This is a genomic window from Streptomyces sp. NPDC059853, assembly GCF_042731495.1.
Classification (GTDB): Bacteria; Actinomycetota; Actinomycetes; order Streptomycetales; family Streptomycetaceae; genus Streptomyces.
On the sequence record NZ_JBHWJL010000003.1, the window covers coordinates 1 to 24,543 of the forward strand.

A 24,543-nucleotide genomic window follows, 5' to 3' on the forward strand; every position below is an offset into this window, starting at 1 on the left:
GCTGTACTCCACCGGCTATCTGCGCGGCGACCGGCGCTACCCCTCCTACGCCGCGCTCGTCTCCCTCTTCACCGCCGCCATGCTGCTGGTCGTCTACACCGACGACCTCATCGTCCTGCTGGTGGGCTGGGAAGTGATGGGCATCTGCTCCTACTTCCTCGTCGGCCACTACTGGGAGACCCCCGCCGCCCGCGCCGCCTCCCTCAAGGCGTTCCTCGTCACCAAGCTCGGCGACGTGCCGTTCCTCATCGGCATCCTGGCCCTCGCCTCCGACGCCGGCAGCTTCCGCATCTCCACCATCGTCACCCGCCTCACCTCCTCCCTCTCCTCCTTCGAACTCGCCCACCCCACCCTCGTCGCGCTGCTGCTGCTGGCCGGCGTCGCGGGCAAGTCCGCCCAGGTCCCGCTGCACACCTGGCTGCCGGACGCCATGGCGGGCCCCACCCCCGCCTCCGCGCTGATCCACGCCGCCACCATGGTCGCCGCGGGTGTGTACGTCGTCGCCCGGCTGCTGCCGGTCTTCACCGCCTCCACCGCCGCCCTCACCGTGCTCGCCGTCATGGCCGCCCTCACCATGGCCGGCTCGGCGCTCGCCGCCCTCGCCCAGGACGACATCAAACGGATACTCGCCTACTCCACCATCGGCCAGCTCGGCCTGATGACCGGCGCCCTGGCCGTCGGCAACCGCGAGGCGGCCGTCTTCCACCTCCTCACCCACGGCGCGTTCAAAGCCCTCCTCTTCCTCGCCGCCGGGGTCGTCATCCACACCGCGGGCACCGGCTCCCTGCGCGCCCTCTCCCGGCTCCGCGGCCTGAAGGAACGCGCCCCCGACGCGTACTGGACCATGACCGTCGGACTGCTCGCCCTGGCCGCCATCCCCCCGTTCTCCGGCTTCTTCTCCAAGGAAGCCGTCATCGGCGCCGCCGAGCACGCCGCCCTCGACGAGGGCACCGCCGCCGGCTGGATCGTCCTGGCCGCCGCCCTGCTCACCGCGCTCCTCACCGCCGCCTACGCCGCCCGGCTGTGGCTGGTCACCTTCCACGACCCGGTGCACGCCCGCCCCGAACCGCTGCCGGCCACCGTCGTCCACGAACACAGCACCCCCGTGATGACCGCCGTGCTGTGGCTCCTCGCCGTCCCCGCCCTGCTCCTCGGCCTCACCTACCGGGTCCTGCCCGACTGGCTGGACGGCGGCTCGCTCGCCCCCACCCTCACCACCTCCGTCCTGGCCACCGGCGTCGCCCTCGTCGGCGGCATCCTGATGTACGCGGGCTGGCGCCGCGCCTACGAGACGGACGCCGCCACCGACCCCGGGCCCGCCCTCCTCGGCCCGCTCGCCGGCCCCGCCCGCGCCGGGTTCGGCCTGGACACCGCCTACCGGGCCCTGTTCGTCCGCCCCGCCCGGGCCGCCGCCACCCTGGTGCGGTTCCTGGACCGCACCGTCATCGACACCTACGTCCGCGGCGCCGCCACCGCCCCCGGGCTGCTGGGCACGCTCACCCGCCGCGCCCAGACCGGCAACGTCCAGACGTACCTGGCCGCCCTGATCGGCGGCGCCCTGGTCCTGGCCGTGGCCGCCGTCCTCGTCGCCGCCGGAGAGTGAGCCGACCGACATGACCACCGCCCAGGCGCTCCTCGCCGCCCTCGTCGTCCTCCCGCTCCTCGGCGCCGCCGCCGCCCTGCTGCCCGCCCCTCCGGGGCTGCGCGGCAGCTCCCCCGAGCAGGCGGTGCTGCGGCACGGCGTGACCGTCACCGGCGCCGTGCTCGCCGCCGCGATCGCGCTGCTGGCGGTCTTCGACCACGACGACCCGGGCCGGATGCAGGCCACCACCGACCTGCCGTGGATCCCGGCGCTCGGCATCCGCCTGCACCTCGGCGTGGACGGCATCTCCCTGCCCCTGGTGGTCCTCACCGCGCTGCTCGGCTTCCTGTGCGCCCTGTACGCCTACGTCACCCGGCCGCGGAACGCCGCCGCGTACACCGCGCTCGTCCTGCTCCTGGAAGGCGGCACCCTGGCCACCTTCGCGGCGCTCGACCTGGTGCTGTTCTTCCTGGCGTTCGAGACCGTCCTCATCCCGATGTACTTCCTCATCGCCCGCTGGGGCGGCGCCGGACGCGAGCCGGCCGCCTGGAAGTTCGTGCTGTACACGGTCACCGGCTCCGTCGTCATGCTGCTCGGGCTGCTGCTCATCGGCGTACGGGGCGGCACCTTCGACATGGTGGCCCTCGCCGAGGCGCACGGCGCCGGGCTCTCCCACTCCACCCAGCTGATCGCCGTCCTCGCCATCGGCCTCGGGCTGGCCGTGAAGACCCCGATGTGGCCGCTGCACAGCTGGCTCCCCGACGCCCACACGGCCGCCCCGACCACCGGCTCGGTGCTGCTCGCCGGGGTGCTGCTCAAGATGGGCACCTACGGGCTGGTCCGGATCGCGCTGCCCATCGCGCCGGACGGCATGCACACCTTCGCCCCGTACCTGGCCGCCTTCGCCGTCACCGGCATCATCTACGGCTCCCTCGCCTGCCTCGCCCTGGTGCGCACCGGCGCGGGCGGCGACCTCAAACGGCTCATCGCCTACTCCTCCGTCGGCCACATGGGCTTCGTCCTGCTCGGCATCTCCACCCTCACCGCCACCGGCGTCAACGGCGCGCTGTTCGCGAACGTGGCCCACGGCCTCATCACCGGCCTGCTGTTCTTCCTGGTCGGCGCGGTCAAGGAACGCACCGGACGCACCGACCTCGACGCGCTGGCCGGCACGGCGGGGGCCGCCCTGTACGGCCGGACCCCGCGGCTGGCCGGCCTGCTGGCGTTCGCGGCGATCGCCTCCCTCGGACTGCCCGGTCTTGCCGGGTTCTGGGGCGAACTGCTCGCCATGCTCGGCGCCTGGCACCCGGCCGACGGACTCAGCCGGCCCGCGTACCTCACCTACCTCGCCCTCGCCGGCCTCGGCACCCTGCTCACCGCCGCCTATCTGCTGCTGATGGTGCGCCGGGTCTGCATGGGCCCGGCCGGGCCGTACGAGGCGCCGCTGCCCGACCTGCGCGCCCACGAGTACGCGGCGTTCACCCCGCTCGCCGCCCTCACCCTGGCCGCCGGGCTGTGGCCCGCGCTCGTCCTCGACCTCACCGATCCCGCCGTGCAGCACCTCCTGCCGGGAGTCGCCCGATGAACCTCATCCAGAGCGTCGACTGGGTGACGATCGCCCCGCCCACCCTGGTGGCCGTCACCGCCGTGGCCGTCCTCGTCGCCGACCTCTTCCTGCCCGCCGCCCGCAAGGGATGGCTGGGCGCGATGACGGTCGGCGGGCTGCTGCTGGCCGGCCTGGCGCTGCTGCCGCTGCGCGCCGGGGACCGCACCAGCTTCTGCCTGCCGGGCGACGGCGGCGACGCCGTGTGCGGGTACGCCGCCGACACCTTCGCCCTGGTCGTCCAGCTGCTGGTGCTGGCCGGCGCGCTGCTCACCGCGCTGTTCTCGCAGCCGCTGGACCGCGAGCTGCCGCGGGGCGAGTTCTGGTTCCTGCTGCTCGCCTCGGCCGCCGGCGCCACCCTGCTGCCCGCCTCCCGCGACCTGGCCACGCTGATCATCGCCCTGGAGGTCACGACGCTGCCCGCGTACGCGCTGGTGGCGCTGCGGCGCGGGGACGGGCGTGGCCCCCAGTCCGCGCTGACGTTCTTCCTCACCTCGGTCACCGCCACCGCCATCGCCCTGCTCGGCGTCTCCTTCGTGTACGCGGCGGCCGGATCCCTGCACTTCACCGAGATCGGCACCGCGCTGCCGGCCGCCGACGACCGGCTGGCGACGCTGGCCCGGGCCGGGGTGGCGCTCACCCTGGTGGGCTTCGCCTTCAAGACGGCGGCGGTGCCGTTCCACTTCTGGGTCCCGGACACCTACCCGGGGGCGCCGCTGCCGGTGGCCGGCTATCTCTCGGTGGTCAGCAAGACGGCGGGCCTCGCCGGGCTGATCCTCGTCACCACCCTCGCCTTCCCCGGCTTCGGCGGGCTGTGGGGTCCGGTCCTCGCGGTGCTGGCCGCGCTGACCATGACGGCCGGGAACGTGGCCGCGCTGCGCACCGACCCGGCGGCGCCGGACAGCGCCATCCGGCTGCTGGCCTGGTCCTCGGTGGGCCAGGCGGGCTACCTGCTGGTGCCGCTCGCCGCCGCCGCGTACGGGGTGGAGGGAGCGGTCGGCGCGGCCCTCGCGTACGCGCTCATGTACGCGGCGGTGAACCTCGGCGCGTTCGCCGTGGCCTCGCACATCGCCCGCCGGCACCCCGGCCACCGGCTCACCGACTACCGCGGGCTGTACCGGCGGCACCCCGGGACGGCGCTGGCGCTCGGCTTCTTCCTGCTCTGCCTGGCCGGGCTGCCGCCCGGGGTGATCGGGCTCTTCGCCAAGGTCGCGGTGTTCTCGGCCGCGGTGGAGGCGGGCCTGGGGGTGCTGGCGGTCGTCATGGCCCTCAACGTGGCGATCGCCCTCTTCTACTACCTGCGCTGGACGGCGCTGCTCTTCGAACGGCCCGGCCAGGACGCCCCGTCCGACCCCGCCCCGGACGATCCGGCCCCGGCCCCCACCGTCCGGCTGGCGATCGGACTGGCGGCGCTCGCGGCCCTCGTCCTCTCCGTCCTGCCGCAGCTGGTCCTGACCCTCACCTCCGGCACGCTGCTGTAGCGGCCGGGCGGGGCGGTACGGGGAACGGATGCCGCGCGCGTGGCGTTGTCCTCATCGGGAGTGTCCACTGTGAGTGGAGAAACTCCGGTATCCACCCCGCTCAGCACCGCTCAGCACGACCAGGAGGGCTCACCGTGCACCGCCGGCACAACGGCCTGCGTACCGCCGCGCTCCTCGGCGGCATGTCCGCGCTGATCCTGCTCATCGGCAGCCTCTTCGGGCGCGCCGGTCTGATGATCGCCCTGTTGGTGGCGCTGGCCACCAACGGCTACGCGTACTGGAACAGCGACAAGCTGGCCCTGCGCTCCATGCGCGCCCGCCCGGTCAGCGAGTTCGAGGCCCCGCAGCTGTACCGGATGGTGCGCGAGCTGGCCGGGATCGCCCGGCAGCCGATGCCCCGGCTCTACATCTCCCCGACCGAGGCCCCCAACGCCTTCGCCACCGGCCGCAACCCGCGGAACGCGGCCGTGTGCTGCACCGAGGGCATCCTGCGGCTGCTGGACGAGCGCGAGCTGCGCGGGGTCATCGGCCACGAGCTGAGCCACGTCTACAACCGCGACATCCTCATCTCGTCCGTCGCCGGCGCCATGGCCTCGGTGATCGTCTTCCTGGTGAACTTCGCCTGGCTCATCCCCATCGGCCGCGACGACGAGGACGGCCCCGGCCTCTTCGCGATGCTGCTCATGATGATCCTCGGCCCGGTCGCCGCCTCGCTGATCCAGCTCGCGGTGAGCCGGTCCCGCGAGTACGAGGCGGACGCCTCCGGCGCCCGGCTGACCGGCGACCCGCTGGCCCTCGCCAGCGCGCTGCGGAAGCTGGAGACGGGCACCCAGCGGGCCCCGCTGCCGCCCGAGCCGCAGCTGAACACCGCCAGCCACATGATGATCGCCAACCCCTTCCGGCGGGGCGACGGCATGTCGAAGCTCTTCGCCACCCACCCCCCGATGGCCGAACGCATCGCCCGGCTTGAGCACATGGCGGGCGGCCGTTACTGAGACGATGGGCGGATGCGGACTCTTCTCAACCTCATCTGGCTGATCTTCTCCGGCCTGTGGCTCGCGATCGGCTACGCGGTGGCCGGCCTCATCTGCTGCGTCCTCATCATCACGATCCCGTGGGGCATCGCGTGCTTCCGGATCGCCGGGTACGCGCTGTGGCCCTTCGGCTACACGGTGCGCGACCGCCACGACGCCGGGGTGGCCTCGGCGCTGGGCAACATCATCTGGCTGATCGTGGCCGGCATCTGGATCACCCTCGGCCACATCGCCGCGGGCATCGGCTTCTGCCTGACCATCATCGGCATCCCGTTCGGCATCGCGCACTTCAAGATGGTGCCGGTCTCGCTCATGCCGCTGGGCAAGGAGGTCGTCCGCACCGACGCCCCGTACGCCTACCCCCACTACCGCTGGCAGTAGCGGGGGCGGGCGTACGCGGGCGCGTCACCGGTAGTTGACGAACTGGACCGCGAAGTCGAAGTCCTTCTCCTTCACGAGCCGCTGCACCTCCTGGAGGGCGTCCCGGCTCTTGGAGGAGACCCGCAGCTCCTCGCCCTGCACCTGCGCCTTGACCCCCTTGGGGCCCTCGTCGCGGATCAGCTTGGCGACCTTCTTGGCGTCCTCGGTGCTGATCCCCTCCTTGATGGTGGAGAAGATCTTGTACTCCTTGCCGGAGGGCTGCGGCTCGCCGGAGTCCAGCGCCTTGAGCGAGATGCCGCGCTTGACGAGCTTGGACTGGAAGATGTCGAGCACGGCGCTCGCCCGCTCCTCGGCGTTCGCGCGGATCTCGATCTTCTCCCCCGACCAGGCGATGGAGGCGCCCACGCCCTTGAAGTCGTAGCGCTGGGACACCTCCTTGGCGGCCTGGTTGAGGGCGTTGTCGACCTCCTGCCGGTCGACCTTCGAAACGATGTCGAAACTGGAGTCGGCCATGGTCTCACTGGCTCCTGATGGCTAGATCGTCTGGGCTGGACCCGCTCAGCCTAGTCACCCTCCACCGCCCGCCCCTCCGAACAACCGAGTGGCGGACCACCCCCACCCATCAGGTATCGTTTACGACGTCGCCAGCGCGCGACAACCCCAGGCGGTGTGCCCGAGCGGCCAAAGGGAGCAGACTGTAAATCTGCCGGCTCAGCCTTCCCAGGTTCGAATCCTGGCGCCGCCACACTGGGAAAGTAGCCCCCGACCAGCGGAAACGCGGTCGGGGGCTTACTTGTTGGAGCACTCAGACGGGATCGGCCAAATGGGCCATATGTCCCAATTTGTCCCGCTGGAATCCACGTGCTGTCTGCTGCGTGTGGGGTATTTCTGGGCCCGTTTGAGGTCCCCGCCAGCGGTTATCCCCACTGCCGAAGCCACTCGCTGATGCGGCGGTTGGCGTCCTCGTCACTGTCGTGGACGAAGCGGGCGTAGACCCGGAGCAGGACGTCCACGCCGTGTCCGGCACGCTGGGCGACGGTCTGCGGCGCGACGCCCGCACTGAGCTGTCCGGAAAGTCCGGCGGGCCGCAGGCTGCTGGGGTCCTTGGCGAGGTCGGTGGCGAGCAGGTGGGCCGGGAGCACGGCCTTGCGTGCCCGCTCCCATACCTCGCCGTACCCGGTGTCCTGGAGCAGGCCGCCCCGATTGGTGCGGAACAGCCGCCCGTCCGGCGCGAATCCGTATGCCTCGATGTGCCAGCGGAGCATGGCGACGAGTTCCGGTGGGATGGGCACGAGCCGGACGGCCTTGCGGGGACGCTTCTTCAGTCCGCGGTCGTCGTGGGCCTGTCCGCTGTTGGTCCACGCGGTGCCGACCCGGGGCCGGGTGCGCTGGTAGGCCAGGAGCCCCCAGCCGCGCTTGGGCAGGCTGCGGCATCCCGTGCGATCGAGACCGACGCCTTCGGCGGGCCGGGCGGTCCCGTAGTACAGACACCCGAAGAACGCGTGGAGCCGCCTTCCTCTGGCTCCCTGGAGCCGAACGGCGTTGAGGAGCTTGCGCGTGAGTTGGGGATTGGGGACGGTGGCGGGGTCGATGACCTCGTCCACGGGGTCGGGAAGTGACCACTTGACCTTGTGGATGGGGTTTTCCGGGAGCCGTCCGGCCTCAATGGCGTACTCAAGTGCGTTGTGGAAGATGGCGCGCTTGCGCCGGATGCTGATCGAGGCGGCGGTGGTGCCGTCCAGCTTCCGCTTGAGGCTGTCCAGCGCCTTGCGGGTGACCATCGGATCGGTCAGCGCGGAGATGGGAACGGACTTGCGCTCGAACCAGTCGAGCACGGCCTGGAGTTCTTCGGGCGGCTCCTCGTCCCAGCGGTGCCGGTTGAAGGCCCAGCTGTAGAGGGCGGTGCGGACGGTTCGGTTGTCGGCCATGCCCCGGGTGTCGGTGACCAGGGCGGGGGTGACGGTGGCCATGGCTTCGGCGAGGGTCCGGCGGGTGGATGCGGGGGAGTCTGTCCACTTCATGTCGATGTACTCGCGGGCGTGCTGGTACCAGGCGACATCGTTGCGGCGCCGCAACTCGGAAACAGGCAGCCCAGTGGCCTCGTCGAAGGCTTCACCGCGCTGGACGGCGACCTTGAGTTCCGAGCGGCGGTTGTCCGCGAGGGTGAAGGTATCGAAGGTCTCCGACTGCTCCTCATTGCCCACCAGCCAGCGCAGTTCGAACGACGTCTTCCGAGCCCGCTTCCGTTCCCGGATCGACCAGATCTTGACCTTGAAGGTGTGCCCCAACGGGGCTCTCCTCTCATGGCGCGGCGCCCGGCCACGCCGGGCGCCGAAGGCGTTGTTGGCGGGTGGTCAGGCGGCGTTCTCGGTGAGCTTGTCCAGCCAGGCGTCCAGGTCGGCCCGCCGGACGCGGAGGTGCCCGTTGGGCAGCTTGTGCATCCGAGGAGCCTGACCCCGGGAGCGCATCCGGTAGAAGCCGGCGCGGCTCATGCGGAGGACCTGAAGGACCTCGGAGAGCTTGAGCATGTCGGTCTGACGCATAGTGGTGTCCCTTCCGGAGGAGCAGCCAAGGCAGCTCATAAACAGTTGTTTATGGACCGTATGGTGCCAGAAGGGGTGTTCTGTAGTGCTCACGTGCTGAGGTCCCTCGGATGAGTGAGGGTGTTCACCAACACGTGTGAATGGATGCCCCAGATCCTCGCGCGACGGCAGGATATGGACGGCAGTTCCGGAAATCTAGTCCATAGTCAATCCAAGAAGACGGCGGTCCGGAGATTAGGCCCTCCGGACCGCCAGGTTCTCCGCCTTGCGTCGCGAATCTACGGAGGTCACCGAGTATGCCGTACCTTTTCGGGCTTCGACGCCCGACCGTCCCCGGGGCGGCGACCCGGTGAGCCGCTACGGCCGCATCGAGCGCGGCTACATGGCCGCAGACCGCTTCGTCCAGATCTCCAACGACCTCGTCCGCGACCGCAGACTGACCCGCAAAGCCCGCGGCCTGTTCGCCGAGATCGCCTCGCACCGCGACGGCTTCGGCATCACCGTGGAAGCCCTGGTCCGCACCGGTCCGGAAGGCCGAGACGCCATCACCAGCGGCCTGAAGGAACTCGAACGGTACGGGTACCTGGCGCGGCACCAGGAACGCGACGAACGGGGCCGTCTGGGCACCGCCGTCTACCGCATCACCGACTCCCCGGCACGGCCCGAGAACCCACAAAACCCCAGGTCGGGACCGTTGACGGAAAACCCGGCAACGGGTGAACCGGCGACGGGCGAACCGGAGCCTAAGAAGACCAAGATCAAGAAGACCAGCACGCAGAAGACCCAACCCTCCCCTCCCTCCCACCAGGGCACAGCGCGGAAGGAGACCGCTCCCGAGAAGCGGAAGGAAACGGCGCCGCCGGAGGCCGCCCCGGCGAGCCCGGGGGTGTCATTGCTGCTCGGGATCGGTGCCCGTGAACACCGGCTCGGGATCGGCGGCCAGGCCCTCAGCAGGCTCGGCACGCGCTTGGATGCCCTGCTGGCCACCGGCTGGTCGCCCGAGGACCTTCGCACGGCACTGATCGGCGGACTGCCACCGCGGGTGAACAGTCCGGCCGGGTTCCTGGCCCGCCGCATCGACGCCATCCCCGCCGCACCGAGCGCCTGCCCATCGCACGATCCGGTCCCACTGCCCGGCAACGAGACGTACGTCCCACCCCGCTTCGGCGACCATGCCGGCACGCCGCCGCTGCCCGAGTGTGAGGACTGCGGGGTCCCGCCCGTCCCCGGCTACGGCCGATGCGCCGCCTGCATGGACTGGCCTTTCTGCGATGGCTGCCAGCGCCGCCGCACCATCCCCGGAGGAAACGGCCTCTGCCGGACCTGCAACGTGGACGAACAGGAGTGGCAGGCCGCTGCCGACGCGTTCAGCACCCTTCTGGAGGACCGATGACGCCCACCACGCCCACCGATGTACGACGGGAGTTGCCGACGCCGTCCCGGCTTGTCCAGCATGACCCGGTGACCGTCGCAGACCCCCTCGCCACGCTCAGGAAGGCGAAGCGCCGCTTCGACCGCCTCCAGAACCTCCTCCCGGATCGCGAGGCCCGCCGGAACAGCCTGCTGGCGGACGCCCACGCCGATCCGCTGACCGAAGAGGAGAAGGCGCTCCGCGAACAGCGCAAAGCACGGGGCGAGAAGAACCCGCCGATCCCCGGCCGGGGCCGCAGACCGGCGATCGCCCGCCTGATCGGCCAGACCGAGCGCAACGTACGGAACCTCCACGAGACCGAACTGGCACGCCGCCACAAGGCCGGCCAACCCCGCCGCCTGGCCGACCCGGACGCCGCACTCTCGGAACTCCGTCAGGCTCAGCGCCTGATGGACGAGGTCGCCGCTGCCCGAGACGCCTACTACGAAGCGATCGCTGAAGCCCTCCCGCCCCACATCAATGGCACCCGTCCGACCGGGTCGGATGCTGACCGTTTCACCGAGGTCAAAGCGATCACCGGACTCGACCCCGCCCACCTCCGCCGCATCCAGCGAACCGCCCTCGAGAAGAGCGTTAGGAGAAGAAACTGCCTAGGCCACTCGTAAGTCTCCTGGTTGCAAGCGGCTGGCCACCGCGTCGATTTCGGTTCGTGGCTCGATCGGCCAGTGCGCTGGCAGGGACCCGCTTGCGGGCCCCACAGCGTGCTGGTGAGCGCGGATGATCATGGATTCGACCGATCCCACATGCCGTCGGCATCCTAGGCGGCCAGCTGGGTGTTGACGTTGGTGTCGTACATGAACGTGCTCACGTCGAGCGCCTACCGGTGATCCCGCCACCACCCATCTCTCCCAGGAGTCCGGTCTGGTGCTTGATCCGCGCCCACTGGGAATCAATCAATTACACACATCAACCGACGATCAGATGATCAGTCCAAAAAACGGTCTTGTTGCCACGCCAGTCATTGGACTTCTGCCCTGGTGGCCTCTGCCAGCAGAGGGGTGCATGTCTCTCAGCCAGTTTGTAGTTGTGCCCCCCCACTGTCAGCGGTAGGTATTAGTCTCCTAAGCCTGACCCATGGGGGAGAGGATCACAAATTGCTGTTGCCACCGTTCGTCCGCGTCTGGCATGCCGGAGCTCGCGACTTTCTTGCGGCTGACCTGGATGTGATCTACAGGCGCTGTGTGGAAGCCTGCCTCGGGGAGCCAAGGATCCGTCGATTGATCGGGAAGCGCCCCGGGGCTACGGCTGCCGCTGTTCACAGTAAGATGCGGTCAGGACGCATCCAGATCTTCGCTTTCTCTCAGGCAAATGTTTCTCGTGATGATCTCGACGGGGCGTCAGAGAAATGTGAGAGGCGGCTGGATATACATCGTGAAGCGGTTGAATACTGCCGCTGGAAGTGGTGGACCGTAGGGCTATTTTGCATATCCATGCTCGCATTGTTGGCGGCATGGGTCGGGCTGCTAACGTTTCTGTTATTCGTAATTGCGATGGCAATCGCAATATGGGCCATGTGGATGCTTGGTTTTCCGGTCGGGTTGACTGCGTGGCTATACTTGTGGGCAGGTATCACAGGAGTTCTATGGTTAGGCTCCCGTATTCGCCTTGGCGCAGAAGCAGTTCTTCTGGGAAGAAAACTGCAGTGTGGGATCGAGCCCGTTGTTTGGAGCATGACTCGGTCGCTACTGGGCGACGATCCTGATTCTCTACTTCTGCCAGATAATTTCGATGGCCTAAGGTCTCCGCAAGGACGCGATTACATCGTGGATAGTAAGCCGATGAAATCGCTAAATCGTAAGGTAGCGCAGATTGAGGCAGGGACGATTGCCGTTTGCGGCCCGAGGGGTGCCGGCAAGTCAACTCTGTTAGAAAAGTGCGTCGAACAGTCTAATTTTGGATTGGTGGCCCATGCCCCCGCCGCCTATGCCCCCCACGACTTTCTGCTTTCTCTTTCGGTTCAGTTGTGTGAACATTATATAAGGTCTGAGGGGTATGATACCCCTTCATTTGCCCGGGTTTCGCAGGTGCGTCGCACGCTGCGCCTGGTTAAATCGAAGGCAATTTTCCTGCTTAAGTGGTTGGCATTTGCTATTCCTGCTGCCGGACTTCTTGTCCTTGGACTGGCTTCTACGATCCGCTCTGCCGCAACGCAGTACACTTCCGCAATCTCGGCCCAACTTGATCAGGGCGCCGAATGGATCAGGGGGCCCTTTGGTGATATCTGGCAAGGTAACGCTGTAGGGGCGAGCGTATCTCTTGTTATTGTGGCCGCTGTCTGGTGGAGGGCGCGTAGAGCGACTTGGCTGAGGAAACTCGTGCGCGAAATGTGGTCAGCTGTTGCCCTTGCGTTTGGTTTCTTCTTGATTATAGGGGTACTCACCCATTTTGCGCTTGACGAATGGAATATTCATCACTTAAAGGAAATCCCTTTTGATACATTCGTGAAGCTAGGTTTTTGTGCACTGTTTTGGTTCGGGTTTACGGCCCTGCGCTTCACGGTAGGTGAATTTACTCTCGGGAGGCGAAAGTTCACTGCCGACAGTATTTTCGCGCCATTGGCGGGTTTGACTGGCCTCATCTTTTTAGTGAGAGCCCTGCGTAGCCCGGAGATCCAGACATGGCTTTCTGCACCGGAAAATCCATTGCGAATCACTCTTCTCCTTGTCGCAATCGGAATGGTCAGGGTCAGTTATTGGAAGCCGAAGCCCGCTGAGCCAATTTTGGTTACTCGATGCCGTAATCACCTCTACCGACTGCAGACAACTCAAACTTCCTCCGCTTCCCTGTCAGCAGCCGGGGCCTCCCACGTCCTTAGTATTGGTGCCAATCACGCGACCTCCATTTCTACCGTCCCGCCAAATTTTCCCGAACTTGTGGCCGACTTCCGGGACTTGTTGGCTGTCATCGCTGCTAAGTTTCATCGTGAAGGCGGCCGTGTTGTCATCGCTATCGATGAAGTCGATCGGCTAGGATCAGATGCTCAGGCTCTTGCGTTTCTCAGGGAAATTAAAGCAATTCTGGGTGTTCCCCATGTGCATTATCTGATCTCTGTTGCCGAAGATGTTGGGGCTGCATTCGTTCGTAGGGGGCTGCCTCACCGCGATGTTACTGATAGCTCTCTCGATGATGTTCTGTATGTCGATCCCGCTACTCTAGACGATTCGAGATCAATCCTTGACAAGCGGGCTCCTGGCCTCTCTGAACCCTACGTTATTCTCGCCCACGCCCTTTCGGGGGGAATTCCGCGAGATCTAATTCGCTATGGTCGCAGAATCATGGAAATGCGAGATCGTGCAGGCTCAGATGAGCTAACTGATATATCCCATCATTTGATCATGGAAGAACTATCTGAAACCCTGTCCGGGTTCCGGACGCTTCTCAGTAAACAGGCTTGGGATCCAGACACAAGTGAGATTCTTGTGGCATTTCGAACCCTGGGTGGCCACCTTCGTAGTCAATGCTCGTGCGCTCGCGGTTCTCAATATATGGCGCTCGAACAATTTGCCTTTCATGTTCTAAATATCCGCCCGCGCGGAGGGATGGAAGAGATTTCTCACGAGGCGCGCGAGCTCATCCATGAGGCATCAACTTACGCCTACTTCTCGCTTACTCTGCTGGGTATTTTTGGGGCAGAAGGATTCGGGCGTCGAATGGATCAGGCGACCAGGAATGGTCCCCATGGTGCACCTGAAATACTCGCTGAGGCTCGACTGGAGCTCGCGGTTTCCCCTCATAGCGCCCGCCCATTGATTGCGAGTATCCGTGAGTCTTGGTCACTGCCAGCTCAACCTCATTCTCGTCGGCCTATCCCTCAGCCGCGTAGCGGTGGGTGCCGCATCCATAATCGAGTGTGACTAACGTCCTGCCGATTCCGCTAAAAGGCCGGCGGATCTGGACGACTATGCGCCGGGATGGTCCCGTGGAGCGCTGACTGCCAAGGTCCACCAGTGGTGCAGAGGCTCAGTGGCACTGGGTGGAACTTTACCTGCGTCCGGCCAGACGGGTGATTCACTCGCGCTCGTGGACGATCGCGGCCCTCAGGTGAATCTCCTCCACCAGGTGAGACTTGGCAAAGCATGACTGGAGCCGAGGTTGCGAGTTCGCGGCTCCTGTTCCTACTCTTGTTCGTCAAAGCGCCGAATCTTGGGCAGTGCGCTCCGCTCGAACGGTCTCGTGAAGCCGCTTTGCTCGTTCCCAGCGGCGGTTGATGGCTTTGGCTACCGCGTTTACCGAGGGCTCGGTACCGGTCGCTCCGAGGCTCTCAGTGAAGAGGCGGCGTGTGATGACCAGTTCTCTAGCGGTGAAGGCTTCCCTGCCGCTCGGAAAGAATGCTGTGCCAATTTCATTTGACTGACTCCCCAGCGTTTGGACGGTCTTTCCCAGAGGCGTGGCGGGGCCAGAGAAGGTGTTGACACGGAGGACCGTCGGGCCGCAGGTCCATGGAGAAGGAAGTTGCACGCGGGTCAGTTCGAAGGCGTTGCGGGTGGTGGCGATGTCGTTGAGGAGGTAGCGCCGCTGGTCCGAATTTTGGGCGGCGCCGGAGGCTCGGATCGCATGGCGGAGTCGGCGCAGCGTCCATCGCTGACGGGGTGAGAGTCGGTGTTCGTCTGCCCCGGTGAGCTGTTCTGCGAACCGAGCGGCGCGGGCGGCAGCGCGACGGCGGTGAAGCTCCTCGGCGTCTGTGTTCCCGGCCAGGGACAGCAGGGTGGCGCGGAGGCGGGTGAGGTATGTAGCGAGGACGCCGGGGCTGGCCCCTTCCCGTGTCGCACGGCGTTCCGGTGCGAGGCCGCGCTCCCAGAGCCAGCCGGCAGTGATGGGGGCGATCAGCCGCACCAGCACGACCACCAGTTGCTCCCCGGGTGGGGTGCCTGCCGGTGCGGCCAGGGCGGCTTCGGCGGCGGATACCGTGGCCGAGGCGCTCACGGCGAACCACAGCGCCATGCCGTCGACTCCGGCACGGCCGGTCTCCATCACGTTGGCGCGGGCGCGGAGTCCACAGACGATGATCGTCCCTTCGAGGAGCCCGAGCGCGGTCAGTGCGAGGGGGCTTACCAGGTCGTCCGGCACGCCGGCCGCGAGGACGGCTGCCCGGGTGACCGCCACATGCCGATCAGGGAGGCCGCGGTTCCGATGGCGGCGATGAAGCAGGTGATGACGTTTGCCTGGGCTCTGGCTCGGGCGATGCGTGCGGCGGCTTCCGGCGAAGTGGCGTTGTGACGTTGTCCCACAGCTCGTTCTCCTCGGCTCGATGAGAAGGCGGGTCAGGCCCTGTACTCGGCGCGTCACCGCCGGTTCCGGGGCTGCTCTGCTGCCAGAGCACCTACGACACTTACATAACTTACAAGACGCGCGCAATCTAGAATGACCGCATGTCTCACGACTCCCGTCGCGATCCGAGCGAGCACCTGCGGTTGCACTGGGGGTCGGCGCTCGCCGATGCTCAGCACCGGCTCGTTCATCGCGAGGTCACCCGTAATGACCGGGTGTGCGCGGTTCTGGTGCCGCCCGCGTGGTACGAGGAAGCCCGCCGGTCTCACTCCGCGCCGGAACCGCAGTCGTGGACCTCACGGGACGGTCGCGAGGACCTGACCCGCGTCCTGGATGCTGTCGAGTACCAGGGGGCTCACGCCGCCATCACCCGTTACGGACGGACAGCGGCTGTCTTCGTCCCGCCGCAGTGGCACGACGCCGTGCTGGCGGCCACGAGCTGATGAGTGGCCACTGCCATCCGGCTTCCGGGCTGTTGAAGGCGACCTGGAGCGACGCCGACCTGGAGGCGATGTCGTGGCACGACGTCACCATCCATGGGCTGTATGTCCAGCCCGCCGAGCAGGGAATGCCTCGGCTGTCGTTCGACCTCGACTACATCGTCCGGTGGGTGCACCCGGTTCCGCCGGCGAGGACGTTCTCGTTCTGGATCGCCCCGGCCACCCTGGCGTTCGACGACGTGACCGACATAGTCGGTGATGTCGACTTCTCCGGCTCGCTTCCCGAGCTGATGGTGGACGAGCTGCGGCGGGTGAGCACCGAGGACGGCTCGGTGGAGCCGCTGTGGCACATCGAGGGACACGCCTTCGACCTGAGGTTCCGGGCGTCGGGATTTCGTCAGTTCATCCGACAGCCCCCGCGGCTGGTCTCCCAACGGGTTCTTCTTCACTCGGAACGTGGCGGGTACTCCTTCGCCGAAACGGCATTCGCGAAGGTGTCGGGCGAGACCGTGGCGCAGCGGAAGCCCGTGTCGTCGTCGCGCATCGTGTGGTCGGCGTCGTTGAACGCTGACGGGGCGGCTCGGGCGAACGGGCTGGTGAACGCGGAGCCCTTGAGTTCGTAGCGGCCCGGGGCGGTGGGGCTGGCGAGCCATTCCCAGACGTTGCCGCACAGGTCGTAGACGCCGTACGGGCTGGTGCCGGAGTGGAAGCGGTGGACGGGCGTGGTCTGCCCGATTGCGGACTCGCGGACGTTGCACTTCCCGACGCTGTCGGTGTTGCCCCACGGGTACGTGGCTCCCGCCGGGCCGCGTGCCGCCTTCTCCCACTGCGGGGCGGTGGGCAGGGTGCGGCCGGTCCAGGTGGCGTAGGTGCGGGCGTCGTCCCAGGTGACCCAGACGACGGGGTGGTCGGCGAGTTCGGCGGGCGGTTCGGGCCCGTTCCAGTGACGGGGCGCGGGATGGCCCGTCGCGGTGGTGAAGGTGAAGTAGGCGGCGTTCGTCACCGGGTACACGTCGATCCAGAACTCGTCCAGCCAGACCGGGTCGTCGCCCGGGCCGGAGAGGAAGAACCCTTCCGGGACGCGGGCCATCAGGGCGCCGGTGCCGGTGTGGTGGTTGCGGTCCGGGCCCGGTGAGTCGGCGCGCTCGCCGTGCGCGGCGGGGAGCGCTGCGAGCAGAGCGGCGAAGCGGTCGCGCACGTCCGGCGGGGAGAGGGAGAGCGAGGAGTCGAACGCGGACTGGTTGACCGGGCGCGGGGTGATCGAGGCGCCGCGCGCTTCCCACTTGGAGACCATCCGCTCGCTGACGCCGATGTGCTCGGCGAAGGTGACCAGGCTCATCCGCTTGGCCTGGCGTAACGCCCGGATCTCCCGTCCGGTCCAGGTTGTGACGGTGACCACCGTGTCTCCTTCCCGCACCCCCGCCGGGGGCTCAGACGGGCTCCGCCTCGATCTTCGCGTAGGTCTCCTGGAGAGTGGTGAGCGCGGGGTGGTCGGTGCGCAGGGGGATGTCGTCGATGGCGGCGATGGGGCGAACACCGATGCTGGTGTTGGTCGCGAACGCGGCGTGGAGGGTGGGGAGCTGGTCGCGGTGGAGGGGTCGTACGGTGCCGTGCCCGGACTCGCGGAGCAGGTGGAGGGTGACGCCGGGCAGGACGTCGGCGTCCGGCCACAGGACGTTGCCGTCCGCGTCGATGAACCCGGCGTTCCAGGTGACGCCTTCGCTCACCAGCCCGGTGTCCGGGTGGGTGAACAGCGCGTCGTCGAAGCCCGCCCGCTGGGCCCGGCGGCGGTGGTGGAGTGAGGCGAACAGGCCGGTGTGCTTGACGGTCGCCATCTCCCGCTGGAACGGGCGGGTCTGCACCGTCAGCGGCGGGGGAGGGGAGGTGGTGGCCGGCCGGACCGTGATCAGGATGTGCGGGGTGGCGTCGCCGCCGGTGTGGCCGAGGTTCAGGGCCGGATCGAAGACGGTGACCCGCACGGTGCACGAACCGGCGGAGCCCTGGGCGGGCAGCGCCTGGCGGACGAGGTCCCGGACCCGCGTGGCGTCCAGGTCGGCGTCGAAGACGGTGCGGCAGTCGCGCACCAGCCGCCGCAGGTGGAGCGTCAACCCGCGTACCGCGCCGTCGTCCACGCGCATGGACGTGAAGTGGCCGAGGTTGACGAGGGCGAGGGTCTGCAACTGCTCGGGTGAAACCGGCTTGCCGTCGAGTTCCGCCATGCGGCCAGTCTGCCACCCCGGCATCCCCGTACCGGCTGCCGGCGGGCGGAAGTTCAGTGCCGGTTCAGGGCTGCGGCGGTGCTGGGTCATTGGAAACGGTGCCTGGTCACCGGCATGCTGACCGGGCCGGTCCCGCCCCACCAGCACGAAGCAGGAGAACACCTGGATGACCGACTCCCTCGCCCACGACAGCGGCACCGAGCTGCGCGCCTCCGCCATCGACGAACTGGTCGGACAGGGCTGGCTCACCTCGGAGCGGGTGGCCGCCGTGATGCGGGCCGTGCCACGGCATCGGTTCGCCCCGGAGGCGCCGCTGTCCGAGGCGTACCACCCGTACAACGCCGTGGTGACGAAGCGGGACGAGGACGGGATCGCGGTCAGCTCGGTGTCCGCGCCGCAGATCCAGGCGATGATGCTGGAGCAGGCCGGCGTCGAAGAAGGAATGCGGGTGCTCGAAGTGGGCTCCGGCGGCCTGAACGCCGCCTACCTCGCCGAACTGGTCGGGGCAAGCGGCGAGGTCACCACGGTCGACATCGACCCCGATGTCACGCGGCGGGCGGAGAAACTGCTCGCCGAAAACGGGTACGGGCGGGTCCGTGTGGTCCTCGCCGACGCAGAGCGAGGCGTGTCGCAGCACGCCCCGTACGACCGCATTCTGGTGACCGTCGGGGCCTGGGACATCCCGCCCGCGTGGATCGAACAGCTCACGCCCACCGGGCGCCTGGTGGTGCCGCTGCGCGTGCAGGGGCTGACCCGGAGCATCGCCTTCGACCGCACGGGCGGCCACCTGGAGAGCACGTCCACCCGGGTGTGCGGGTTCGTCTCGATGCGGGGAGCCGGCGAGCACCAGGACCAGCTGCTGATCGTGGACGGCACCGACGCCGCTGTCCGGCTGCGGTTCGACGAAGGGCTCCCGGACCAGCCCGAACTGCTCGACAACGCCCTCCGCACGCCACGCGCCGAGGCCTGGTCCGGTGTGACCATCCCGCGCGGCACGGCCGAGAACACCTTTCAGCTGTACCTCGCCACCGCGCTGGACGGCTTCTGCACCCTGTCCGTCGACCCCGACCGGGACACCGGCCCGGTGGCACCGAGGAACAAGCGGTTCTCGATGGCGACCGTTCAGGGGCCCGACTTCGCCTACATCACCCCCAGGCTGACACCGGACGAGCAGGCATTCGAGTACGGCGTCCACGCCTTCGGGCCCGGCGCCGACCTCCTCGCCGAGGCGGTGGTCCGGCACCTGCGGGACTGGGACCGGGACCAGCGCGGCGGCCCCGGCCCGCGGTTCACCGTTCACCCGGCCGGGACACCCGTTCCCGAGCACGCCGGCGCGCCGCACCGCACCGTCGACAAGATCCACAGCCGCGTCACGATCTCCTGGCCCCGCCCCTGACCGGGGCGGCGGCCGGGCACGCACCACCTCGACCACAAGGAAGGTGTGCCATGCAGAACAGCCCGACGACCGACCTGCTCCCGCCGATCGACGAGGACGACGACTTCACGCTGGACGTGCGCGTCGTCCTGGCCGCCCGGCGCAGCCCGCTGCACAACAACTGCCCCACCGACGACGGCTGCGGCGCCACCTGCGAGAACGGCGCCAGCGCCTGTGACTCCTTCGTGGAGGAACCCGCCTGACCGAACGCCCGAAGGCCGGAGGAGGCCCGCGGTGACAGCTCCATCCGACAACCGCTACCGATGGCGGGACGGCGCTCTGCTGCGGGTCTCCACCGACCCGGGAACACCCGGAGTGCCCCGCGACCTGGACCTGACCGGCGAGCGGGCGGCCGAGGACGGCGCGGCCTGGCTCGCCGGAATCTGGCGCACGACAGCTCTGCCGGAGGCCATCGCCCTCACCAGCCCCGACCTGCACGCTCAGGTCGACAAGATCGTGAACGGCCCGACTCGCTCCGCCCGGGACGTACGCCGCACGGTGCTGGCCGTCGTCGGCTACCTGCTGCGCTGGCAGCAGCGGCCCACCCCGTTCGGCCTGTTCGCCGGGGTGACCGCCGTGCGCGTGGGTGGCGGTCCGCCGGAGGTGCGCTGGGGCGAGCACGACCGGCTGACCGTGAGGCCGGACGCCCAGTGGCTCTCGACCGTCACGGACCGCTTCGAACGGCGGCCCGACGTCCTCGAAGGCGTTTCCCTCCAGGCCGTCCCTGAACTGCAGGTCCGGGGCGACCGCTACGTGGTGGCCGCCCGGGAAGCGTCGGAGGAGATATCCGTACGCCGCGGTGGAGCTGTCGCCCTGGCGGTGGCCGCCGCCCGTCGGCCGATCCCGTACCGGCGGCTGCACGATCTGCTCAGCGAGCAGCGCCCGGGCACGGCACCTGACCGTGTGGACGCCCTGCTGCACGGACTCGTCGACTGCGGCGTGCTGGTCACCTCCCTGCGGGCACCGATGACCGTGACCGACCCCCTGGACCATCTGTGCACAGAGCTGGAACAGGCCGCCCCCGAAGAAGCGGCGGACCTGCGCGGAATCCACCGCAGGCTGGCAACGGAGCCACCACGAGCGGTCCTCGGCGATATGGCCGCGCTGTGCTCCGCACCGGCCGTTCCCCTCGCCATCGACACGGCCGTCGACTGCCGGGTGCGTATCCCGGAAGCCGTCGCCCAGGAGGCCGAAGGTGCTGCCGAGGCGCTGGTCCGTCTCTCACCCCATCCGTTCGGAAGTCCGGCCTGGCGCGACTACCACGGTCGGTTCCGGGCGCGGTACGGCAGTGGCACCGTCGTTCCGCTCCTGGAGCTGGTGGCCGACAGCGGTCTCGGCCTTCCCGCCGGATATCCGGGAAGCCCGTGGAAACGCCCCGCCGGGCAGCTGACGGCACGCGACGAACACCTCCTCGCCCTGCTCCAGCGCGCACACCTGGAGGGCCGCGACGAGATCGTCCTCACCGACCGGGTCATCGACCAGCTCGCCGGAGAACCCGCTCACGCTGTCCCCGACCGGATCGAGATCGCCGTTGCCGTGCATGCGCCGTCGACCGACGTTCTGGCCCGGGGTGACTTCCGGCTCACCGTCACCGGAACGCCGCGGCCCGGGAGCAGCATGGCCGGCCGGTTCGCCCATCTGTTGGCGGCGGAGGACCGCGCGGCGATCGGGGAGACCTTCGCAGGCTCGCGCGCCGACTCCATCGCGGCCCAGCTGTCGTTCCCCCCACGGAGCATCCGGAGCGGGAACATCACCCGCACCGGCCGCCTGCTGCCGCACGTGATCCCGCTGGGCGAACACCACCCGCCCGGCACAGGGGTGATCGAGCTGACGGACATCGGGGTCACCGCCGACCGGACGAACTTCCAGCTGATCCGGATGTCCTCCGGCCGCCTCATCGAACCCCGCGTGCCGCACGCCCTGGAACCCACCCACCGCACGCCGCCGCTCGCCCGCTTCCTGGCCGAGATCACCAACGCCCGCAGCGCCGTCTACCGGTCCTTCGACTTCGGCGCCGCCGCCCGGCTGCCCTACCTGCCGCGCGTCCGTTACCGCCGCACGACGCTCGCCGAGGCCCGCTGGCTGTTGGACGCCGACGACCTGCCCCCGGCGGCCACACCGGTGGAGCGCTGGAGCAGCGCACTCACCGCTTGGCGGGCGCGACTCCGCGTCCCCGAGCGGGTGGTTCTCGCGGACCACGACCAGCGCCTGCGGCTCGACCTGACCCACCCCGTACACCGGCTGTTCCTGCGCCGCCGACTCAACGCCGCCCGGCGACTGCACCTGCGGGAGGCACCGGCGGAGGACGCGACGGGGTGGCTCGGCCGCCCGCACGAACTGCTGATCCCGCTCCGGCTCGCCGCGCCACGGCCGACGCCCCGAGTCGGCACGGTCAGCCGCCCCGGCGGCACCACGGCCCTGGCCGCGCAGATCCACGGGCACCCGGATCGCTACGACGAGATCCTGCTGGACTGGCTCCCCCAGCTGCTGCGTGATCTCGACCCCAGCCCATGGTGGTTCACCCGACAGCGCGCCGCACCGCGCCCGGACGCCGACAGCCTGCTGCTCCTCACCCTGCCGTTACGAGAAGAGGAGGAGTACGCGCGCACCGCCGGTCTGGTGAACGACTGGGCCGGACTCCTGCGGGCGAAGAACCTCGTGGGCAGGGTCCTGGTCACGAGCGAGGCACCACCGGACGAGCCGACCGGCCTGACCAAGGTGTTCGCCACCGATTCCGCCGCCGCTCTCGCCCAGCTGCGTCTCGCGGCGCGCGGCGAGTTCCGGCGCGAGGCGATCGCGGCGGCCGGCCTGCTCCGGAGCTACGGGGTCGTCGGCCCCGCGCGGCTCCTCGAAGCCCTTCCGCACGATCCCGTCCCGGTGGACCGCACGTTCCATGACGAGGTCCGCGTGCTCAGCGGGGGAGCCGGATCGTTCTCCGGGAGCGCCGAGATCGAAGGCGCCTGGGCGGCGCGCGGTGCGGCACTCACCGCGTGCGAGGACGCCTCCAGCCGTCTGCCGGCCCTGATCCGCGCACACACCGTCCGGGCCCTCGGCCCCGAGCGCGCCGTACACCGCACGGTATGCCACCTCGTCCGGGCCAGTGCCCAGCGGCTGCTCGCCACCGGAGAGCCCGCATGACGGACCCTTCTCCAGCACCCCCCTCACTGGTGAGTGGTGCCGCCGGAACGGCTCTGCTGTACGTGGAGCGCGCGCACCGCGGCCTGGACGACTGGCGTACGGTCCACGACCGGGTCCGCCGGGCGACGACGGCCGACATCGTCGCCGACGACGCGGCCGGACTGTTCTACGGTCTCCCGGCTGTCACGTTCGTCCTGCACGCCGCCGGCCGCTACCCGCCGGCGTTGAACACCCTGGACCCTCACCTGGTACGTCTCGCCCACCGGCGAGCCGCCGCGGCGATGGCCCGGATCGAGCGGGGCGAGCCGCCCACGTTCCGGGAGTACGACATCTTCACCGGGCTGACCGGGATCGGCGCGCTCCTGCTGCTGCGGAATCCGGGCGGCAGCGCGCTGGAAGCGGTGCTGCGCTACCTGGTCGCCCTCACCCGCCCGCTCCGTGTCGCCGGACTCGCGGTGCCCGGCTGGTGGGTGGGCCACGATCCTCGCTCCCGGACGGCGGGCCGCTACGCCGAAGGCCACGCCAACCTCGGCGCGGCGCACGGCGTCTGCGGCCCGCTGGCCCTGATGGCCCTGGCCTGGTCGGCGGGCGCGCGGGTTCCAGGTCAGCGCGAGGCCATCGGCGCGATCCTCGACTGGCTGGACAGCTGGCGGCAGGAGGCGGAGGAGGGGCCGTGGTGGCCGGAGCACCTCACCCTGGAGCAGCTCCGCAGCGGCAGACCCGCTCAACGCGGCCCGGCCCGCCCCAGTTGGTGCTACGGAACGCCCGGGATCGCCCGGGCCGGGCAACTCGCCGCCCGGGCCCTCCGCGAACCGGACCGACAACGCGGGTACGAGAACGCGCTCGCCCGGTGCCTCGCCGACGACCACCAGCTGGACCGGATCGCCGACACCGGGCTCTGCCACGGCTGGGCCGGCCTGTACCAGGCCGCATGGCGGGCCGCCGCCGACGCCACCACCCCGGCCCTCAGCGCGAGCCTTCCGCGCATCGCCGACCGACTCCGCGACCCATCCCGCCGTCGCGGGCCGGACCAGGGCTTTCTGACCGGCGGCGCCGGAACCGCTCTCGCCCTGCTGACCGCCACCACCAACCGCGCACCGCTCTCGGGATGGGACGCATGCCTGCTGATCACCTGACTTGGCGCCAGCTCAATGTCCGCTTCACCGTCTGGGCCGATGCGGAGACCACGGTTGCCCGGCGCCTGGCGCCCGTACTCGAAGGGACGGCCGCCTCATGGTGGTTCATCCGGAAACAGCCCTGCTGGCGCATCAGGGCAACCACCATCGCGGACGAACTGCGCGACGCACTGGAGTCCCTGCGAGCGGAGGGCCACGTGGCCGGCCACCACGAGGTCATCTACGAACCCGAGACCGCCGCCTTCGGCGGCCCGGCAGCGATGGAGCTGGCCCACGCCCTGTTCCACGCCGACAGCCGGGCGCTCCTCACCACGGACCGCCGGAGCAGCCCGCTCGGCCGTCCGGAACTCTCCGTCCTTCTGTGTTCCACCCTGCTGCGCGCCGCCCGGCTGGAGTGGTACGAGATGGGAGACGTCTGGCACCGGGTCGCTGCCGAACGACCGCTCGCCCCTTCGGACGGTCCCGACGCCGTCGCGCCGACGGCCGCATCGATCCGGCACCTGTTGCGCGCGGACACGGCGGCGACCGGCGGCATCTGGGGCGACGACGGCCCCGGAAGGTCTGCCTCCAGCTGGGCGGAGCACTTCCGCCGCACGGGGGAAGCCCTCGGGCAAGCCGCACACACGGGGACGCTGACGAGGGGGATACGCGCGGTCCTCGCCTACCACGTCATCTTCCACTGGAACCGGCTCGGTCTCCCCGCCCGGGCCCAGTCGATGCTGGCCCACGCCGCGACGACAGCCGTACTCCACCAACCCGACTCCGGGCGCCGACCGGAGGGGTGACGCTGATCCGGGACCAGGCGGCGGAGGCGAACGTCCGCGGGGCGGGCGGCGAAGCCCCGGCCCCGG

General features: G+C 69.1%; 21 protein-coding genes and 1 tRNA gene. 15 read left to right on the forward strand and 7 right to left on the reverse strand.

From position 1 onward, the window contains the following. From ACFV5N_RS00530 to ACFV5N_RS00550, 5 genes are all read left to right on the forward strand, one after another. A partial coding sequence (locus ACFV5N_RS00530; RefSeq protein WP_385592206.1) for an NADH-quinone oxidoreductase subunit L occupies positions 1-1,603 on the forward strand: 1,603 nt, incomplete at its 5' end. 10 nt (positions 1,604-1,613) lie between these two features. Continuing rightward, entirely contained in the window at positions 1,614-3,167 is a 1,554-nt protein-coding gene (locus tag ACFV5N_RS00535) for a NuoM family protein (protein WP_385592208.1), read from the forward strand. Beyond that, complete coding sequence (locus ACFV5N_RS00540) at positions 3,164-4,666, forward strand: NADH-quinone oxidoreductase subunit N (protein WP_385592210.1); 1,503 nt, start codon at positions 3,164-3,166, stop codon at positions 4,664-4,666. The genes ACFV5N_RS00535 and ACFV5N_RS00540 overlap by 4 nt, the downstream gene beginning before the upstream one ends. 134 nt (positions 4,667-4,800) lie before the next feature. Beyond that, positions 4,801-5,661 carry a zinc metalloprotease HtpX gene (htpX, locus tag ACFV5N_RS00545; RefSeq protein ID WP_385592211.1) on the forward strand — a complete coding sequence of 287 codons (861 nt, stop codon included), beginning with the start codon at positions 4,801-4,803 and terminating at the stop codon, positions 5,659-5,661. A gap of 12 nt (positions 5,662-5,673) precedes the next feature. Beyond that, the gene (locus ACFV5N_RS00550; RefSeq protein WP_019435846.1) at positions 5,674-6,081 is read left to right on the forward strand and encodes a YccF domain-containing protein; all 408 of its coding nucleotides are present in this window, start codon (positions 5,674-5,676) and stop codon (positions 6,079-6,081) included. A gap of 24 nt (positions 6,082-6,105) precedes the next feature. Here the strand turns inward: ACFV5N_RS00550 and ACFV5N_RS00555 are convergent, their stop codons facing one another. After that, a complete protein-coding gene (locus ACFV5N_RS00555) occupies positions 6,106-6,594 on the reverse strand; it encodes a YajQ family cyclic di-GMP-binding protein (RefSeq protein ID WP_385592214.1) in 489 nt (162 codons plus the stop codon). Positions 6,595-6,744: 150 nt separating this feature from the next. Between ACFV5N_RS00555 and ACFV5N_RS00560 the strand changes: the two genes are divergently transcribed. Beyond that, positions 6,745-6,826, forward strand: a tRNA-Tyr gene (locus tag ACFV5N_RS00560). A gap of 172 nt (positions 6,827-6,998) precedes the next feature. On the opposite strand, the gene ACFV5N_RS00565 is transcribed toward ACFV5N_RS00560, so the two are convergent. Together ACFV5N_RS00565 and ACFV5N_RS00570 are read right to left on the reverse strand one after the other, a co-directional pair. Further along, a complete protein-coding gene (locus ACFV5N_RS00565) occupies positions 6,999-8,369 on the reverse strand; it encodes a site-specific integrase (protein WP_385592215.1) in 1,371 nt (456 codons plus the stop codon). A gap of 66 nt (positions 8,370-8,435) precedes the next feature. Beyond that, positions 8,436-8,624, reverse strand: coding sequence for a helix-turn-helix domain-containing protein (locus ACFV5N_RS00570; RefSeq protein ID WP_346136545.1), 189 nt, complete (start codon positions 8,622-8,624; stop codon positions 8,436-8,438). A 349-nt stretch (positions 8,625-8,973) separates the two neighbouring features. Between ACFV5N_RS00570 and ACFV5N_RS00575 the strand changes: the two genes are divergently transcribed. The 3 genes from ACFV5N_RS00575 (at position 8,974) to ACFV5N_RS00585 (ending at position 13,910) form a co-directional block, all read left to right on the forward strand. After that, positions 8,974-10,017 carry a hypothetical protein gene (locus ACFV5N_RS00575; protein WP_385592217.1) on the forward strand — a complete coding sequence of 348 codons (1,044 nt, stop codon included), beginning with the start codon at positions 8,974-8,976 and terminating at the stop codon, positions 10,015-10,017. Continuing rightward, on the forward strand, positions 10,014-10,661 hold the full coding sequence (locus tag ACFV5N_RS00580; RefSeq protein ID WP_385592219.1) for a hypothetical protein: 648 nt from the start codon (positions 10,014-10,016) through the stop codon (positions 10,659-10,661). Before ACFV5N_RS00575 ends, ACFV5N_RS00580 begins: the two co-directional genes overlap by 4 nt. An 825-nt stretch (positions 10,662-11,486) precedes the next feature. Continuing rightward, positions 11,487-13,910 carry a hypothetical protein gene (locus tag ACFV5N_RS00585; protein ID WP_385592221.1) on the forward strand — a complete coding sequence of 808 codons (2,424 nt, stop codon included), beginning with the start codon at positions 11,487-11,489 and terminating at the stop codon, positions 13,908-13,910. A 274-nt stretch (positions 13,911-14,184) separates the two neighbouring features. Here the strand turns inward: ACFV5N_RS00585 and ACFV5N_RS00590 are convergent, their stop codons facing one another. Continuing rightward, positions 14,185-15,159 carry a hypothetical protein gene (locus tag ACFV5N_RS00590; RefSeq protein ID WP_385592223.1) on the reverse strand — a complete coding sequence of 325 codons (975 nt, stop codon included), beginning with the start codon at positions 15,157-15,159 and terminating at the stop codon, positions 14,185-14,187. Positions 15,160-15,425: 266 nt separating this feature from the next. On the opposite strand from ACFV5N_RS00590, the gene ACFV5N_RS00595 reads away from it, so the two are divergent. Beyond that, positions 15,426-15,767, forward strand: a complete 342-nt coding sequence (locus ACFV5N_RS00595) for a hypothetical protein (protein WP_247480291.1) — start codon at positions 15,426-15,428, stop codon at positions 15,765-15,767. Between the two features lie 151 nt (positions 15,768-15,918). Here the strand turns inward: ACFV5N_RS00595 and ACFV5N_RS00600 are convergent, their stop codons facing one another. The 3 genes from ACFV5N_RS00600 to ACFV5N_RS00610 all read right to left on the reverse strand — a co-directional run bounded on the left by ACFV5N_RS00600 (position 15,919) and on the right by ACFV5N_RS00610 (position 17,983). Next, positions 15,919-16,116, reverse strand: a complete 198-nt coding sequence (locus ACFV5N_RS00600) for a hypothetical protein (protein WP_385592225.1) — start codon at positions 16,114-16,116, stop codon at positions 15,919-15,921. 93 nt (positions 16,117-16,209) lie between these two features. Next, entirely contained in the window at positions 16,210-17,163 is a 954-nt protein-coding gene (locus ACFV5N_RS00605; protein WP_385592227.1) for an SUMF1/EgtB/PvdO family nonheme iron enzyme, read from the reverse strand. Between the two features lie 31 nt (positions 17,164-17,194). Continuing rightward, on the reverse strand, positions 17,195-17,983 hold the full coding sequence (locus tag ACFV5N_RS00610; protein ID WP_385592228.1) for an aminotransferase class IV family protein: 789 nt from the start codon (positions 17,981-17,983) through the stop codon (positions 17,195-17,197). Between the two features lie 166 nt (positions 17,984-18,149). Between ACFV5N_RS00610 and fxlM the strand changes: the two genes are divergently transcribed. The 5 genes from fxlM to ACFV5N_RS00635 are packed head-to-tail and all read left to right on the forward strand — an operon-like array spanning position 18,150 to position 24,477. Continuing rightward, a complete protein-coding gene (gene fxlM / locus ACFV5N_RS00615; protein WP_385592230.1) occupies positions 18,150-19,379 on the forward strand; it encodes a methyltransferase, FxLD system in 1,230 nt (409 codons plus the stop codon). Positions 19,380-19,429: 50 nt separating this feature from the next. Then, positions 19,430-19,621 carry an FxLD family lanthipeptide gene (locus ACFV5N_RS00620; RefSeq protein WP_346136568.1) on the forward strand — a complete coding sequence of 64 codons (192 nt, stop codon included), beginning with the start codon at positions 19,430-19,432 and terminating at the stop codon, positions 19,619-19,621. A 31-nt stretch (positions 19,622-19,652) separates the two neighbouring features. Next, positions 19,653-22,556: a lantibiotic dehydratase gene (locus tag ACFV5N_RS00625; RefSeq protein WP_385592232.1), complete on the forward strand. Its 2,904-nt coding sequence runs from the start codon at positions 19,653-19,655 to the stop codon at positions 22,554-22,556. Further along, positions 22,553-23,692: a lanthionine synthetase C family protein gene (locus ACFV5N_RS00630; RefSeq protein WP_385592234.1), complete on the forward strand. Its 1,140-nt coding sequence runs from the start codon at positions 22,553-22,555 to the stop codon at positions 23,690-23,692. The genes ACFV5N_RS00625 and ACFV5N_RS00630 overlap by 4 nt, the downstream gene beginning before the upstream one ends. Further along, a complete protein-coding gene (locus ACFV5N_RS00635) occupies positions 23,674-24,477 on the forward strand; it encodes a thiopeptide-type bacteriocin biosynthesis protein (protein WP_385592235.1) in 804 nt (267 codons plus the stop codon). Before ACFV5N_RS00630 ends, ACFV5N_RS00635 begins: the two co-directional genes overlap by 19 nt. The last annotated feature ends 66 nt before the right edge of the window (positions 24,478-24,543 follow it).

Coding starts and splice junctions, on each gene's coding strand:
- ACFV5N_RS00535 (WP_385592208.1), top strand. CDS start 1,614: ATGACCACCGCCCAGGCGCTCCTCGCCGCCCTCGTCGTCCTCCCGCTC.
- ACFV5N_RS00540 (WP_385592210.1), top strand. CDS start 3,164: ATGAACCTCATCCAGAGCGTCGACTGGGTGACGATCGCCCCGCCCACC.
- ACFV5N_RS00550 (WP_019435846.1), top strand. CDS start 5,674: ATGCGGACTCTTCTCAACCTCATCTGGCTGATCTTCTCCGGCCTGTGG.
- ACFV5N_RS00555 (WP_385592214.1), bottom strand. CDS start 6,594: ATGGCCGACTCCAGTTTCGACATCGTTTCGAAGGTCGACCGGCAGGAG.
- ACFV5N_RS00570 (WP_346136545.1), bottom strand. CDS start 8,624: ATGCGTCAGACCGACATGCTCAAGCTCTCCGAGGTCCTTCAGGTCCTC.
- ACFV5N_RS00580 (WP_385592219.1), top strand. CDS start 10,014: ATGACGCCCACCACGCCCACCGATGTACGACGGGAGTTGCCGACGCCG.
- ACFV5N_RS00585 (WP_385592221.1), top strand. CDS start 11,487: ATGCTCGCATTGTTGGCGGCATGGGTCGGGCTGCTAACGTTTCTGTTA.
- ACFV5N_RS00595 (WP_247480291.1), top strand. CDS start 15,426: ATGTCTCACGACTCCCGTCGCGATCCGAGCGAGCACCTGCGGTTGCAC.
- ACFV5N_RS00600 (WP_385592225.1), bottom strand. CDS start 16,116: ATGTGCCACAGCGGCTCCACCGAGCCGTCCTCGGTGCTCACCCGCCGC.
- ACFV5N_RS00610 (WP_385592228.1), bottom strand. CDS start 17,983: ATGGCGGAACTCGACGGCAAGCCGGTTTCACCCGAGCAGTTGCAGACC.
- fxlM (WP_385592230.1), top strand. CDS start 18,150: ATGACCGACTCCCTCGCCCACGACAGCGGCACCGAGCTGCGCGCCTCC.
- ACFV5N_RS00620 (WP_346136568.1), top strand. CDS start 19,430: ATGCAGAACAGCCCGACGACCGACCTGCTCCCGCCGATCGACGAGGAC.
- ACFV5N_RS00630 (WP_385592234.1), top strand. CDS start 22,553: ATGACGGACCCTTCTCCAGCACCCCCCTCACTGGTGAGTGGTGCCGCC.
- ACFV5N_RS00635 (WP_385592235.1), top strand. CDS start 23,674: ATGCCTGCTGATCACCTGACTTGGCGCCAGCTCAATGTCCGCTTCACC.